This is a genomic window from Shimia litoralis (assembly GCF_005518135.1).
GTDB lineage: Bacteria > Pseudomonadota > Alphaproteobacteria > Rhodobacterales > Rhodobacteraceae > Shimia_E > Shimia_E litoralis.
In genome coordinates, this window is record NZ_SULI01000009.1 from 1 (window position 1) to 13485 (window position 13485).

A 13485-nucleotide genomic window follows, 5' to 3' on the forward strand; every position below is an offset into this window, starting at 1 on the left:
CTTGTATCCATTCAATCGGGTTGGATACATCTTAGCACGCTGTCCGAATTTGCCGGACCACTTCAATAATGACCTGGGCCGTCAATGCATACGTCCCGAATCTGATCCAGAGCCAGCGTTTCGTCATTCACCTCGATGCCGCGGACACAGCGCATCGCTTGCCCGATAAGATCATCGCCAAGGATCAGGGATTCATGGCAAAATCCCAACAATGACGCGTGCATGCCGGCGGATTCATATACCATGTTCAGACCAGACAATCCCGCCATCACATTCGAGCACATTTGCTCCCATCCGGCTTGCATATCCGGCAGTTTGGAATCTGAAATTCCTGCTGCTGCGCCGCCTGGCAGCCCGTAAAACTTGTGCATTTGGGCACATCCTGCGGTGAGCAGGGCTTGTTCGCCGGATCCACCCGTCATGGCACCGGTGCGCAAATCCAGCCCAAAAGGCCATGTGCCCATGATGGCTGGTGCACCGGGTTTGATGGCATTCACATACACCAAACCTGCCAGACATTCGGCAACAGCCTGAACAATCGCGCCGGCAATTGTTGACGGTGCCGTGGCACCTGCCATGCCAGCAGACAACAGCAGCACGGGCATGCCATGCAAGATGCATTGTTCCATCACCTCACAAGATTCGGTGGCGAACTTCATCGGTGGCACGACAAAGCAGTTCGAGTTGCTGACAAAGGGACGTTCGCGCCATTTGTCCTCGCCACCTGCAATCATGTGGAGCATTTCGATGGCAGGCGCGACAAAATCCGGTTCGGAAAAGGACACGCCGACGTGTTTGGTTGTCCCACTGGTACAGGCATAGATGCTGTTCAGATCCATTTCACGATTGTCGGGAATGTCGCGGCACACCATCGGGCGCTGAACAAAGTGGATATTATCCAGTTTGTCGCAAATACGGGCGGCATCATGCAAATCCTGTACCGTGCTGTCGCGATAGTCTTTGCCGTGGACATCCACCATATGCACGGCAGCGCCTGCGGTGCCGAAATGAACCCTATGCCCCGACAGCTCTAGGTCGGTGTTCCCGTCGCGACTGCAGAGTGTAATCGATCTGTTGGCCATGGCCAAAGCGTCTTCGACAACCGCGCGGGGAAATCGCAAGCGCCCGTCGTCGCCCTGGATACAGCCCGCAGCGGTCAGATAGGCGACCCCGCTGGGCGGGGCATCTGCCAAGCCGATGTTTTCCAACGCATCCAGAGCGGCGCCGTGAATTTTCAGAACATCCGCGTCGGACAGAGGCTTAAGTGTGCCGCCGGACATACCGGGTCGTATGGGGCGGATGTCTTGGGCCAGCGGGGATGTGCGAGCCGCGCGACGCGCGGCACGGCCGCCGGAACGGCGGGAAGATTCTTGGATCATGATTGAGACCTATAATATTGAAATAGCTTGATAATGTGAGATCAAGCCATTCAAGGTCGGCCTCGTGCCGCACGCCCGCGCTCGGCTCCGATGGTGATTGTCACCAACTGAATCTTTGATCGCGTGCCTTGCATGTATCCTCCTCAAACTAGAGGTAGGGTGAATCACAAATACGGCACCGTCTTGTTCATTTGCGACGTTGGGTCGTTTTTGAACTTCTGACCTATTTTGCCGCGTTCACGAGCCCGTCTGCGAAGGCACAAAGTGTTTTCAGTGCGTGTGCAAACCGGTCATCATCAATGGTCATGGCAACGCGGACATGGCCCGCTGCGGCGGCGCCAAAGCTTTCTCCGGGCATGACGGCGATGTGATGGGCGTCTAGGAGTTTGAGCGCGAACTCTTCGCCGCTCAGGCGGGTCGCGCGCAAATCCAGCATCAGATACATCGCGCCCTGCGCCGGAATAAGCCCGACGGTGTTTTGCCCCGCCAGAATCTCTTGCGCCAAAACGCGCCTGCGCCGGAAGGGGGCCGACACCTGTTCTTCCAGCTCAGGACCCTGAGCCAAGGCAAAATGCGCCGCATCCTGAATAAAGCCCGCCACGCCATAGGTCGTATGGGTTGCAAGATTGATCAGGTGGTCGATGGCGTCTTTGGGGCCAACAATCCAACCGACGCGAGATCCGGTCATCGCATGTGACTTGGACATGGAGCCGATCACAAGCGTGCGTTCGGCCATGTCGGGCAGTGCGCGCGGTGAAATATGCGCCCCTTGCCAAACTTGCGAGTCATAGACCTCGTCAGAAATCAGCCACAGATCGTTTTGCTTACAAACGTCAGCAATGCCGTCGAGGGTTTCGCGGCTATAGACCGTTCCAGTGGGATTATTTGGCGTGTTGATCAGGAGCGAAGTCGCCCCTTGCGCGTGTGCGGCAATGTCCTCTGCGCGGGGTTGAAAGGCGTCTTCTGCGCGCGTTTGCACGGGGACAGGGATGGCACCCACGCCCCGGATCAACCCCGGATAAGTGGCATAATATGGATCAAGATAAATGGCCTTGTCGCCATGATCACAGACGGCTGTATGGGCCGCAAAGAGCGCCGCTTGCCCACCTGGTGTGATGAGGACATTCTCATAAGTGGTTGGAACACCAGTTGTTTTCTCAATGCGTTCGGCCACTGCTTTGCGCAGCGGCAAAATGCCGGGAACCATGGCGTATCCGGTGTGTCCACCCATCGCAGAGACATCCATCGCCTCAAGAATGCTGGCGTCGGTACGAATGTCGTGTTCGCCGATGGTCAGTTCCACAACAGGGATGCCGTCTTCAATCATGCGACGGGCTTTGTAAAATACATCCCATCCGTCAGAGCCGCCGCCAGTGATGTGAGTGATCCGATCAGAAAGATGCATTGTATGGTCCTGTCTCAATTTCCGGATCAAAGAGCCAAAAACGGCCGCTTGCGTCAAATGGAATTCGGGCAACGGCAAAAATTCCGAATGCTATTCCGTTTCAACGTGGGTGGGGCCATGGGGATGGCGGGGGGGATGCCGAATGCTATCAGGCTTTGACCATGTCCGATCAGGGCGGCGTAATCTCGGACGCAGAATCACCAAGTAAATATCGTGGCCCCTGACCTTTGGTGCGTGCGCGATCTTGGGGGTTGTAGAGTTTACAGGCCTTGAGCGATAGACACCCACAGCCGATACATCCATCAAGCCGATCCCGGAGAGACTGCATCTGCGTGATGCGCGTATCAAGGTCGCGGCGAAACGCGCTCGACAGCCGTTGCCAGTCGCGTTTGGTGGGGGTGCGCCCCTCGGGAAGGGTGGCCAGAGCCGCCTGAATGTCGGCGATGGAAAACCCCAGACCTTGGGTGATCATCACAAACGACAAACGCCGGATGTCGGCACGATCATAGCGGCGCTGACCGCCCGCATTTCGAAACGGCGTCAAAAGCCCCTTGTCCTCGTAAAACCTGATGGCCGAAGGCGCGAGACCAGTTCGCGAGGCGATGTCGCCGATTGTCAGACCGCCTTTGGAAATATTTTTTGAATTCATACCATAAAACCGTTTGACCTCAAGTTAACTTGAACAATTACGATGGCCTTAAGGATGATTCAAGCAAAAGGAAATGACATGCATCTTGAACATGTAAACGTGACCGTGCCCGACCCAAAAGCCAGCGCGGCAATCCTGTGTGATCTGTTTGGCTGGCATATCCGTTGGCAGGGCGAGGCCAAAGATCAGGGATTTACTGTCCATGTCGGGGACGCCGACAGCTATCTTGCGCTCTATGCACCGACCAAACCGTTGGAGCCTTTGGGCAATACCTATGTCCGCGTTGGCGGGTTGAACCATATTGGCGTGGTGGTGCCGTCGCTTGCCAACGCAGAAGCCAACGTCAAAGCCGCCGGATATACGCCGCATAATCACGCCAACTATGAACCCGGAGAGCGGTTTTATTTTGACGGGCCCGATGGCATCGAGTTCGAAGTCATCGCCTACGATTAGAGGCTTGCCAAGACGGGCGGCCCTTCTTATGGTCGCCCGCATGAACACCGTACGCATCATCATTATTTGCTGCATTCCCTGCTAAGACATCTTGGCGGGCCGTTCTTCTATTTCAAACATGATCTGAAGTTGTTATGCCCGCCGCAGCGCATCTGTGCCTGAGGACAAGACATGACGACGATCAAATTGCACAACACAAAGACCCGCAAAAAAGAGGTTTTTGAGCCGATCGACCCCAACAACGTACGGATGTATGTCTGTGGTCCGACGGTCTATGACCGCGCCCATATTGGCAACGCGCGCCCCGTGGTGGTGTTTGATGTGCTGTATCGCCTGTTGCGCCATGTGTATGGCGCGGATCACGTCACCTATGTGCGCAATTTCACCGATGTGGATGACAAAATCAACGCCACGGCCTTGGCCCGCAAAGAGGCAGGTGCGGCAGGTACCATCGAAGAGTTGGTGCAAGAGCGCACCGAGGAAACCATTGATTGGTACCTTAAGGATATGGGGGCGTTGGGGGCGATGGAACCCAATGATATGCCACGCGCCACGCAATATATCCCGCAAATGGTGGCGATGTGCCAAGACTTGATCGACAAAGGCCATGCCTATGCCGCCGAGGGTCATGTGCTGTTTTCGGTTGAAAGCTATAAAAAATACGGCGCGCTGTCGGGGCGGTCTGTGGATGATATGATCGCGGGCGCCCGTGTCGAGGTCGCGCCGTATAAACGCAACCCGATGGATTTTGTTCTGTGGAAGCCGTCCACGGATGAGTTGCCCGGTTGGGACAGTCCATGGGGGCGTGGACGTCCGGGGTGGCATATTGAATGTTCGGCGATGTCTTATGAATTGCTGGGCGCGTCGTTTGATATTCACGGCGGCGGCAATGATCTGATGTTCCCGCATCATGAAAACGAGATCGCGCAAAGCTGCTGTGCCCATCCCGAAGGTCATTTTGCCAACTATTGGCTGCATAACGAGATGCTGCAGGTCGAAGGCAAGAAAATGTCCAAATCACTGGGCGATTTTTTCACGGTGCGTGATTTGCTGGATCAAGGTGTCCCGGGCGAAGTGATCCGCTTTGTGTTCCTGTCCACGCATTATCGCAAGCCCATGGATTGGACGGCCAAGAAGGCAGAAGAGGCGGAGAAAAAGCTGGACTATCTCTATAGCATCGTCGGGGATATTTCACTTGATTTGGAGGCTGACGATGAGGCTGATGTGATTGGCTCGTTGGCACAAGATTTGAATACTTCTCGGGCCTTGACTTCGTTAAGCGTGCTGGCTGACACATTGAAAGATGACCTATCAGATCCGGCTTTGACCAACGAAGAAAGGGAGACTGTACGAGTTGTCTTGGCGCATGCCTTGAAGCGTTCGGCGAACTTGCTCGGGTTTTTACAGGAAACGGAGACGGAGTGGCTGTCCCGTAAATCTAGTGTTGATCTGACTGGGTATGAAGAGCTGCTTGCTACTGCCCGTGCCGTTGCCATGGACACCAAAGATTTTTCTGAAGTGGACCGGATCAAGTCGGCCTTGATTGCGGCTGGCGTTGAAGTGCGGATGAGTAAGGATGGGGTCGAACTGGTCCCTGCGGCGGGCTTTGATGCCGCCAAGCTGGAGGGCCTGACATGACCAAAGAACGTTTATACATCTATGACACCACCTTGCGCGACGGTCAGCAAACTCAAGGCGTGCAATTTGCCACCAGCGAAAAGCAGCAGATCGCCGAGACGCTGGATATGTTGGGCGTGGATTACATCGAAGGCGGCTGGCCCGGTGCCAACCCGACCGATAGCGAATTTTTCGAGCTGCGCCCGCAGATGAAAGCGACCTTTACCGCCTTTGGCATGACCAAACGCGCGGGAGTTTCTGCCGAAAATGATGATGTGTTGGCGGCTGTGATGAATGCGGGCACGCCTGCGGTCTGTCTGGTCGGGAAAACCCATGATTTTCATGTCAGTACCGCCTTGGGCATCACGCTTGCGGAAAACACGGACAATATCGCCCGCACCATGGCCTATATGGTGGCACAGGGGCGCGAGGCGTTGTTTGATGCCGAACATTTCTTTGATGGCTATAAGTCAAACCCCACCTATGCGCTTGAGGCAATCAAGGCCGCCTATGACAACGGCGCGCGCTGGATCGTGTTGTGCGACACCAATGGCGGGGCTTTGCCAGCCGAGATTTATGCGATCACCAAAGCGGTGATTGATGCGGGCATCCCCGGCGATCATCTGGGTATTCACACCCATAATGACACCGAAAATGCGGTGGCCAATTCGCTGGCCGCAATCGATGCAGGCGCGCGTCAGGTTCAGGGCACGTTGAATGGTCTGGGCGAACGGTGCGGCAATGCCAACCTGACGACGTTGATCCCGACGCTGTTGCTCAAGGAACCTTATGCGAGCACCTATGAGATCGGCGTGAGCCACACCGCTCTTGTGGAACTTACCCGTGCAAGCCGGTTGCTGGATGACATTCTGAACCGCGTGCCTATGCGCCAAGCGCCCTATGTGGGGGCCTCGGCCTTTGCGCATAAGGCAGGGTTGCATGCCAGTGCGATTTTGAAAGATCCATCAACCTATGAGCACATTGATCCGGCCATTGTGGGCAATGAGCGCGTGATCCCGATGTCCAATCAGGCCGGACAATCCAATCTGCGCAAGCGTCTGGCCGATGCGGGGCTTAGCGTTGAAAAGGGCGATCCTGCCTTGGGGCGGATATTGAACCGGATCAAAGAGCGCGAGTCGCTTGGCTATAGCTATGATTCTGCGCAGGCCAGCTTTGAGTTGTTGGCGCGCGAAGAGCTGGGCCTGCGAGAGAGCTTCTTTGATGTCGAGCGGTATCGGGTGATTTCCGAACGCCGACGCAATGCACGCGGCCAGCTTGTTGTGGAATCCGAGGCGGTTGTCACCGTTCAAATGGGGGATGGCACCAAAACCACCGGATATTACAAAAACGAAAATGCCGAAGATATGCGCGATGCCGGTCCGGTGAACGCGCTTTGGCAGGCGTTGAAACATGATTTGGGGCCATATCAGGCCAAGATCGACGGCGTCCGGCTGGTGGATTTTAAGGTGCGTATCACAAATGGCGGCATAGAGGCGGTCACGCGTGTGATCATCGACAGCGAAGACGAACATGGCCGCCGGTGGGCCACGGTGGGCGTATCGGCCAACATAGTGGACGCGTCATTCGAGGCCCTGTTGGATGCCGTCAACTGGAAGCTGACCCGCGACGCAGCTGGCGCGGAATAGGGACGCCAGATGCTTGGACGCATTCTTGGGTTTGCCGCAACCTCTGTCGGAATTACGGGCGCCATTGCTGCGGGATTGATCCTGTCGGATCGACCCGTGGCGCATGTGGGCAATTCTGCGATGGATTTTTCCGGCGTCACAGATGTCGGGGCAGGGGCCGAGATGGTATTGGTGTCCGTTCCTGCGCGGGACGGCGCAACCTTAAGCGCATGGCATGTGCCTGCCAAACGTGCGGATGCGCCCTTGTTGGTGCTTGTGCATGGCTCTGCTTGGCACGGCGGCCAATTTCGCCATCTGGCAACACAGCTTGAGGGCAGGGCCGACATCGTGGCGGTGAACTTGCGGGGGCACTGGAACGGGCCCGAGCCGCGCGGCGATATCGCCTATACGGGGCAGTTGGAAGACGATCTTGCCGATGTGATTTTGGCCCTGCAAAAACCGGATCAAACGGTGATCTTGGGGGGGCATAGTTCAGGCGGGGGATTGGTGGTGCGCTTTGCTGGCGGAGCCCATCGCGACATGATCGACCAAGCCATTCTAATGGCGCCCTTTTTGAAATATGATGCCCCCACCACGCGCAAAAACTCTGGCGGATGGGCGCGGGTGATGACCCGCCGGATCATTGGCCTGTCGATGTTAAACGCGTTTGGTCTCAAGATGTTCGACCACTTGCCTGTTATTCAATTTGCGATGCCTGATCACATTCTCCAAGGCCCCCACGGCCACGAGGCCACCTTGATGTATTCATGGCGGTTGAACACATCCTTTGCCCCACGGCGCGCGTATCTAGAGGACGTGGCGGCGCTGCCTGATTTTACCTTGTTGGCAGGACGTGATGACGAAAGCTTTTTTGCCGATCGGTATGAACCTGTGATGTCTGACGTGACATCCAAGGGCCAGTATCATGTGATCGACGGTGTGGGCCACCTTGGCATCGTGGACGCCCCTGAAACGGTGACACTTCTTAAAGGACTGCTTGGCCATGACTGATGATGCGTTGACCCAAGACCTTCAGGCCTGTGCCGAATTGGTGTTTCGCGGCGATCCTGATCGGTTTCAAGCCGTAATGGCGGCCAAGCCCGCTGCACGAGATCGGTTGTTTCCCCTGTATGCATTTAACCTTGAGGTCGCGCGTGCACCTTGGGTGACCGAAGAACCGATGATCGCTGAAATGCGCCTGCAATGGTGGCGTGATGCGTTAGAAGAGATCGGCAAGGGCGCGGCCATGCGTCGTCACGAGGTCACATCGCCCTTGGCAGCCTGTTTGGGTCCGCGCGACGTCGAGTTGTTGGATGACTTGGTCGCCGCGCGCCGCTGGGATATCTACAAGGACCCGTTCGAAGATGCCGCGCATTTTGCACAGTACATCGACCGGACGTCTGGGCATTTGACCGTAGTCGCCAGCCGTTTGCTTGGGGATGCTGACGAAGCCGTGGTGCGTGATTTTGCCTATGCCGTGGGCATTGCAAACTGGTTAAACGCGATCCCCGAACTTGTGGCGCGCAAACGCGTGCCGCTGGTGGATGGGCGACCAGAGGCGGTTGGGTTCTTGGCCGAGGGAGCCTTGGCGCGTCTGAGGTCTGCAAGAAGCGCCCGCGCAAAAATTTCCAAGGCTGCGGGGCAGGCGCTTTTGGTGGGATGGCAGGCAGAGACCTTGTTGTCACAGGTCGCCAAAGACCCGGAGCGCGTGATCGACGGCGCATTGGGCATGAGCGAATTCAGCCGCAAGGCCGGCCTGATGTGGTTGGCGATGACGGGCCGCTGGTAAGCCGGCCCTGCCGTCAGCCCGTCTTTTCAGGTTTTAGGTGTGGTCGATTGGGCCTAGTCTTCTTGCGGGCGCAAGAGCAACCAGATCAGCGCACCACCTGCCAACATCAAGAATGGGGCCATCGCCAGATTGACCGAGGCCCATCCGGTTTGCGCATCCCCACCGGAACAGTTCATCAACCCACCCGACGCCAGGGACGCCATGGTGACACCACCAAAGACCAACAGATCGTTCAGGCCCTGCATGCGGCCACGTTCGCTTGGTTCGTGTGCGCCCGCCAACATTGTCGTGGCACCAATAAAGCCAAAGTTCCAACCAATCCCCAACAGGACTAAGGCGGCAAAAAAGTTCTCGAGCTCTACGCCTTGTAGCGCGATGGCACCGGCACCTGCCAAGATCACAAGACCCGTTGCCACGATTTTTTCGGTGCCAAAGCGGGCAATCAGGTGGCCAGTGAAAAACGATGGGATATACATTGCCAGAACGTGTGCGGTCACAACATCCGCGGCGATGCCTTCGTCGAACCCACAGCCGACCACGGCCAACGGTGTGGATGTCATCACCAAATTCATCAACGCATAAGACACCATCGCACAGATCACGGCGACCGCAATCCGCGGTGTGGTGATCAATTCCCAGCGACTGCGGCCCTTGGGGGCGTTTTCGTCGGGGGCTTCGGGTGTTGGAATATTGATAAACAAAAACAATGCCGATCCGATGACGTTGATCGCGATCACCGCCAGATATGTGCCCAAAAATGGGATCACCATGGATTGTGATGTCACCTTGACCAATTGCGGCCCGATAACTGCCGAGGCCAAGCCGCCTGCCATGACGTAAGAAATCGCCTTTGGGCGAAAACTGTCAGAGGCGGTGTCAGCCGCAGCAAATCGATAAAAACCCTGCGCGCTCATATAGATACCGGTGAAAAAGCTTCCCAATAGAAACAGCGGGAACGAGTTTTGATACAGTCCATACGCGCCGATGGCTGCACCGATGGCGCCACCTGCTGCGCCGATGAAAAATCCGACGCGCCGCCCGTATTTCTGCATGATGTGTGACACAGGCGTTGCCGCCAACATCGAACCCACCACGATCAACGAAATCGGCAGGGTCGCAAAACACACATTCGAGGCCAAAGATTGCCCCGCCAACCCACCGATGGTGAAAATCATCGGCATTTGAGCCCCCAAAAAGGCCTGTGCAAGCACAAGGACAATCACGGTGCGTTTGGCGCGGGTGTCATCTATGGTATGTGTCATGCGCAAAGCGTTACCTTCTTAACCTGTGAACGTCCAGAGGGCGCGCAAGGAACGTCGCGGCTTGTCGAAAATGTGTTGGAAAATGGAAGTGTTATGAGCATAGGTCGGATCATTCAGACGCCGGAATGCGTGGCCGAAGGGGCCACATTTCTCGCCCAAAAAGACCCGCATTTTGCACAGGCCTTGGCGCAAACAGGCCCGTTGCCCCTGCGCCTTAAACCTGATGGCTTTGCGCAACTCTTAAGCGCAATTGTCAGCCAGCAAGTCAGCGTGGCCTCGGCCAATGCGATCTGGGGGCGTCTAAAGGCTGCAAAACTGACGGGACCCCGTAAAATTATGTGGGCTACAGACGAAGATTTGCGCGCTGTTGGTTTGAGCCGGCAGAAAATTCGATATGCCCGCGCCTTGGCTGCGGCGCGGATCAATTATGCCGACCTGCGCGAGGCCCCGACAGATCAGGTGATCGCCACCCTGACCGAAGTCAGCGGCATCGGCGTCTGGACTGCGGAAATCTATGCGATGTTTTCTTTGGGGCGTGCGGATGTGTTCGCGTCCGGCGATTTGGCGCTTCAGGAAAGCGCGCGCATGCTGTTTGGCCTTGCGACGCGCCCAACGGATCGGGCGCTACGGGACATGGCCCAAGACTGGGCTCCGTGGCGATCGGTTGCGGCGCGGCTCTTGTGGGCTTACTACCATGTGGCAAAGGACAGAGAAGGAATCCGATGACACGTGTTTTGACAACTCAACGAAAAGAACCCAAATCGGGCGAGACCCGGTCTGCGGTGATTTTCCTGCATGGGTATGGCGCCAACGGTGCTGATTTGCTGGGGCTGGCGGATCCATTGTCGGATCATCTGCCAGATACATTGTTTTTGGCACCGGATGCGCCGGAAAACTGCGCTGGATCCCCGATGGGATACCAATGGTTTCCAATCCCGTGGATCGATGGATCCTCCGAAGAAGAAAGCGCGCGCGGCATGCAGGCCGCCGTAGACGACGTGAACGCATTTCTTGATGCGGTGATGGTAGACGAGGACCTGTTGCCAGAACAGGTTGTGGTCTTTGGCTTTAGCCAAGGCACGATGATGGCGTTGCATGTGATCCCACGCCGCGAGGACGAAATTGCTGGAATCGTTGCCTTTTCCGGCCGTTTGCTGTCGCCTGATCTGTTGCAAGACGAAGCCGTCAGCAAGCCCCCGATCCTGTTGGTGCATGGGGATGCCGATGATGTTGTCCCGCCACAATCGTTGCCCGAAGCTGCACAAGCGCTGCAATCCGCAGGCTTTACCGATGTCTATGCCCACATCATGAAGGGCACAGGCCACGGGATTGCGCCGGACGGATTGTCCGTCGCATTGGCATTTATGCGCGACAAACTGGGTCTGTGATTTTGACCAACCCGTGTTTGGCGGACCAAATCCGCCGAACACACCCTCAAATCGACGATACCAAACGCGCCGAGATCACGTGTGAATAATTCTGTGCAGCTGTCATTCTCGTGTCACAGAATTGCATAATATTGCCCCTAACTCACATATATCATGAGGGTTGCCAGATGGTTGCCACGATATATAGTAGATTCAGAGCTGGGGCGGGGTGTCTCGCCTCGATGCTTGGATGACAGGCAGACGGGCAAAGGGACGACTCGATTATGGACGGCGACTTTAGAACGGAATTTGTCAGAGATCCGGCAGGGTTGAAAAAACATCCGGCGCTTGTGCTGAATGCGGATTACCGGCCGCTGTCATATTATCCCTTGTCGTTGTGGCCATGGCAGGACGCGATCAAGGCGGCATATATGGACAGGGTCGATATTGTGGCTGAATATGATCAGGTGGTCCGAAGCCCATCGACCCATATCAAAATACCTAGTGTGGTTGTTCTCAAAGATTATGTGACCCCTCAAAAGCGCGTGGCCTTCACGCGCTTTAATTTATTCTTGAGGGATGAATTTTGCTGTCAGTACTGTGGGGCACGCGGCGACCTGACCTTTGATCACGTGGTGCCACGCGCGGCGGGCGGCGTCACCAGTTGGGAAAATGTGGTCGCGGCCTGTTCCCCGTGCAATCTGCGCAAGGGGTCAAAATCATTGCGAAATTGCGGGTTGTCGCTGCGCAAACCGCCGCGCCAGCCTGCATCAGAGGAACTGCGCAATATGGGGCGACGATTTCCGCCCAACTATCTGCATGAAAGCTGGATGGATTTTCTGTATTGGGACGCCGAGTTGGACGCCTAGACGCCCGTCTTAGCTTTGATCGGCGCGCATCAGCATGCCAAACACATCGCGCGGATCATCAGGATCTGCCAATAGATCAAGATCATAGTGGAATGGCGTGTCCTTGATTTTGTCGCGCACATACCGCAGTGCAGAAAAATCTTCGATTGCAAAGCCGACGCTGTCAAACAGGGTGATTTGCCGCGAACCGCTGCGGCCTTGGGCAGCCCCGGTAATCACCTCCCAAAGTTCGGTCACGGGATGGTCCGGGCTCATTTGTTGGATTTCACCTTCGACGCGGGTCTGCGGGGGGTACTCGACAAAAATGTCGGATCGGGTCAGAATTCCGCTCGCCAATTCGGTCTTTCCTGGGCAGTCGCCCCCAATCGCGTTGATGTGCACGCCAGCCCCCACCATATTGTCGGTCAGAATGGTGGCGTTTTGCTTGTCTGCAGTGCAGGTCGTCAGAATATGCGCCCCTTCAATGGCCTCTTCGGGGGTGGCGCATTTGACGACGGTCAGACCCGTGTGCGCCAGATTGGCGGCGCATTTGTCGGTTGCAGCGGGATCTTTGTCGTACAATCGAATGGTGTCGATCCCGCAAATGGCTTGCATTGCCAAGGATTGGAATTCGGATTGTGCCCCGTTTCCGATCATTGCCATGGTCGAAGACCCTTTTGGTGCCAGATACTTGGCAGCCATTGCTGATGTGGCTGCAGTGCGCAGGGCTGTCAAAATCGTCATTTCGGTCAGCAAAACCGGATAGCCCGTATAGACATCCGCCAACAGGCCAAACGCGGTCACTGTCTGAAGCCCTTCCGAGGTGTTTTTCGGGTGGCCGTTTACATATTTGAACCCATAGGCCTCGCCATCCGAGGTTGGCATCAATTCGATGACTCCGACGTCTGAATGCGACGCCACACGGGGTGTTTTGTCAAACAGCTCCCATCGTTTGAAATCTGCCTCGATATAGCTGGCCAAATCACGCAACATATCCTGAATACCAATATGGTGAATAAGGCGCATCATGTTGTCGACGCTGACAAATGGAACAAGAGCTTTTGCAGAAGGTGTGGTCATCTTTGGGGTCT

Annotated in this window: 13 protein-coding genes; 8 read left to right on the plus strand and 5 right to left on the minus strand. The window is 56.1% G+C overall.

The window, feature by feature from the left end; translation table 11 throughout:
- Positions 1 to 62 precede the first annotated feature (62 nt).
- The 3 genes from FAP39_RS09130 to soxR all read right to left on the minus strand — a co-directional run bounded on the left by FAP39_RS09130 (position 63) and on the right by soxR (position 3433).
- Positions 63 to 1379 carry a trimethylamine methyltransferase family protein gene (locus FAP39_RS09130; RefSeq protein ID WP_246059037.1) on the minus strand — a complete coding sequence of 439 codons (1317 nt, stop codon included), beginning with the start codon at positions 1377 to 1379 and terminating at the stop codon, positions 63 to 65.
- Positions 1380 to 1602: 223 nt separating this feature from the next.
- On the minus strand, positions 1603 to 2784 hold the full coding sequence (locus FAP39_RS09135; protein ID WP_138016097.1) for a pyridoxal phosphate-dependent aminotransferase: 1182 nt from the start codon (positions 2782 to 2784) through the stop codon (positions 1603 to 1605).
- A gap of 169 nt (positions 2785 to 2953) precedes the next feature.
- On the minus strand, positions 2954 to 3433 hold the full coding sequence (soxR, locus tag FAP39_RS09140) for a redox-sensitive transcriptional activator SoxR (protein ID WP_138016098.1): 480 nt from the start codon (positions 3431 to 3433) through the stop codon (positions 2954 to 2956).
- A 78-nt stretch (positions 3434 to 3511) separates the two neighbouring features.
- On the opposite strand from soxR, the gene FAP39_RS09145 reads away from it, so the two are divergent.
- The 5 genes from FAP39_RS09145 to FAP39_RS09165 all read left to right on the plus strand — a co-directional run bounded on the left by FAP39_RS09145 (position 3512) and on the right by FAP39_RS09165 (position 8917).
- Positions 3512 to 3886, plus strand: a complete 375-nt coding sequence (locus FAP39_RS09145) for a VOC family protein (RefSeq protein ID WP_138016099.1) — start codon at positions 3512 to 3514, stop codon at positions 3884 to 3886.
- A 171-nt stretch (positions 3887 to 4057) separates the two neighbouring features.
- Positions 4058 to 5524: a cysteine--tRNA ligase gene (gene cysS, locus FAP39_RS09150; RefSeq protein WP_138016100.1), complete on the plus strand. Its 1467-nt coding sequence runs from the start codon at positions 4058 to 4060 to the stop codon at positions 5522 to 5524.
- On the plus strand, positions 5521 to 7149 hold the full coding sequence (cimA, locus tag FAP39_RS09155) for a citramalate synthase (protein ID WP_138016101.1): 1629 nt from the start codon (positions 5521 to 5523) through the stop codon (positions 7147 to 7149). The genes cysS and cimA overlap by 4 nt, the downstream gene beginning before the upstream one ends.
- A 9-nt stretch (positions 7150 to 7158) precedes the next feature.
- A complete protein-coding gene (locus tag FAP39_RS09160) occupies positions 7159 to 8139 on the plus strand; it encodes an alpha/beta hydrolase (protein WP_212743414.1) in 981 nt (326 codons plus the stop codon).
- Entirely contained in the window at positions 8132 to 8917 is a 786-nt protein-coding gene (locus tag FAP39_RS09165) for a squalene/phytoene synthase family protein (RefSeq protein ID WP_138016102.1), read from the plus strand. The genes FAP39_RS09160 and FAP39_RS09165 overlap by 8 nt, the downstream gene beginning before the upstream one ends.
- Positions 8918 to 8970: 53 nt before the next feature.
- Here FAP39_RS09165 and FAP39_RS09170 read toward each other — a convergent pair whose 3' ends face one another.
- The gene (locus tag FAP39_RS09170) at positions 8971 to 10179 is read right to left on the minus strand and encodes an MFS transporter (protein WP_138016103.1); all 1209 of its coding nucleotides are present in this window, start codon (positions 10177 to 10179) and stop codon (positions 8971 to 8973) included.
- Between the two features lie 93 nt (positions 10180 to 10272).
- On the opposite strand from FAP39_RS09170, the gene FAP39_RS09175 reads away from it, so the two are divergent.
- The 3 genes from FAP39_RS09175 (at position 10273) to FAP39_RS09185 (ending at position 12415) form a co-directional block, all read left to right on the plus strand.
- On the plus strand, positions 10273 to 10905 hold the full coding sequence (locus FAP39_RS09175; protein ID WP_138016104.1) for a DNA-3-methyladenine glycosylase family protein: 633 nt from the start codon (positions 10273 to 10275) through the stop codon (positions 10903 to 10905).
- A complete protein-coding gene (locus tag FAP39_RS09180) occupies positions 10902 to 11567 on the plus strand; it encodes an alpha/beta hydrolase (protein WP_138016105.1) in 666 nt (221 codons plus the stop codon). Before FAP39_RS09175 ends, FAP39_RS09180 begins: the two co-directional genes overlap by 4 nt.
- Before the next feature lie 263 nt (positions 11568 to 11830).
- The gene (locus FAP39_RS09185; protein WP_138016106.1) at positions 11831 to 12415 is read left to right on the plus strand and encodes an HNH endonuclease; all 585 of its coding nucleotides are present in this window, start codon (positions 11831 to 11833) and stop codon (positions 12413 to 12415) included.
- Positions 12416 to 12424: 9 nt separating this feature from the next.
- On the opposite strand, the gene FAP39_RS09190 is transcribed toward FAP39_RS09185, so the two are convergent.
- Positions 12425 to 13474, minus strand: coding sequence for an ornithine cyclodeaminase (locus tag FAP39_RS09190; protein WP_138016107.1), 1050 nt, complete (start codon positions 13472 to 13474; stop codon positions 12425 to 12427).
- Positions 13475 to 13485 lie beyond the last annotated feature (11 nt).

Coding starts and splice junctions, on each gene's coding strand:
- FAP39_RS09145 (WP_138016099.1), top strand. CDS start 3,512: ATGCATCTTGAACATGTAAACGTGACCGTGCCCGACCCAAAAGCCAGC.
- cysS (WP_138016100.1), top strand. CDS start 4,058: ATGACGACGATCAAATTGCACAACACAAAGACCCGCAAAAAAGAGGTT.
- FAP39_RS09130 (WP_246059037.1), bottom strand. CDS start 1,379: ATGATCCAAGAATCTTCCCGCCGTTCCGGCGGCCGTGCCGCGCGTCGC.
- soxR (WP_138016098.1), bottom strand. CDS start 3,433: ATGAATTCAAAAAATATTTCCAAAGGCGGTCTGACAATCGGCGACATC.
- FAP39_RS09180 (WP_138016105.1), top strand. CDS start 10,902: ATGACACGTGTTTTGACAACTCAACGAAAAGAACCCAAATCGGGCGAG.
- FAP39_RS09165 (WP_138016102.1), top strand. CDS start 8,132: ATGACTGATGATGCGTTGACCCAAGACCTTCAGGCCTGTGCCGAATTG.
- FAP39_RS09175 (WP_138016104.1), top strand. CDS start 10,273: ATGAGCATAGGTCGGATCATTCAGACGCCGGAATGCGTGGCCGAAGGG.
- FAP39_RS09190 (WP_138016107.1), bottom strand. CDS start 13,474: ATGACCACACCTTCTGCAAAAGCTCTTGTTCCATTTGTCAGCGTCGAC.
- FAP39_RS09185 (WP_138016106.1), top strand. CDS start 11,831: ATGGACGGCGACTTTAGAACGGAATTTGTCAGAGATCCGGCAGGGTTG.
- FAP39_RS09170 (WP_138016103.1), bottom strand. CDS start 10,179: ATGACACATACCATAGATGACACCCGCGCCAAACGCACCGTGATTGTC.
- cimA (WP_138016101.1), top strand. CDS start 5,521: ATGACCAAAGAACGTTTATACATCTATGACACCACCTTGCGCGACGGT.
- FAP39_RS09160 (WP_212743414.1), top strand. CDS start 7,159: ATGCTTGGACGCATTCTTGGGTTTGCCGCAACCTCTGTCGGAATTACG.
- FAP39_RS09135 (WP_138016097.1), bottom strand. CDS start 2,784: ATGCATCTTTCTGATCGGATCACTCACATCACTGGCGGCGGCTCTGAC.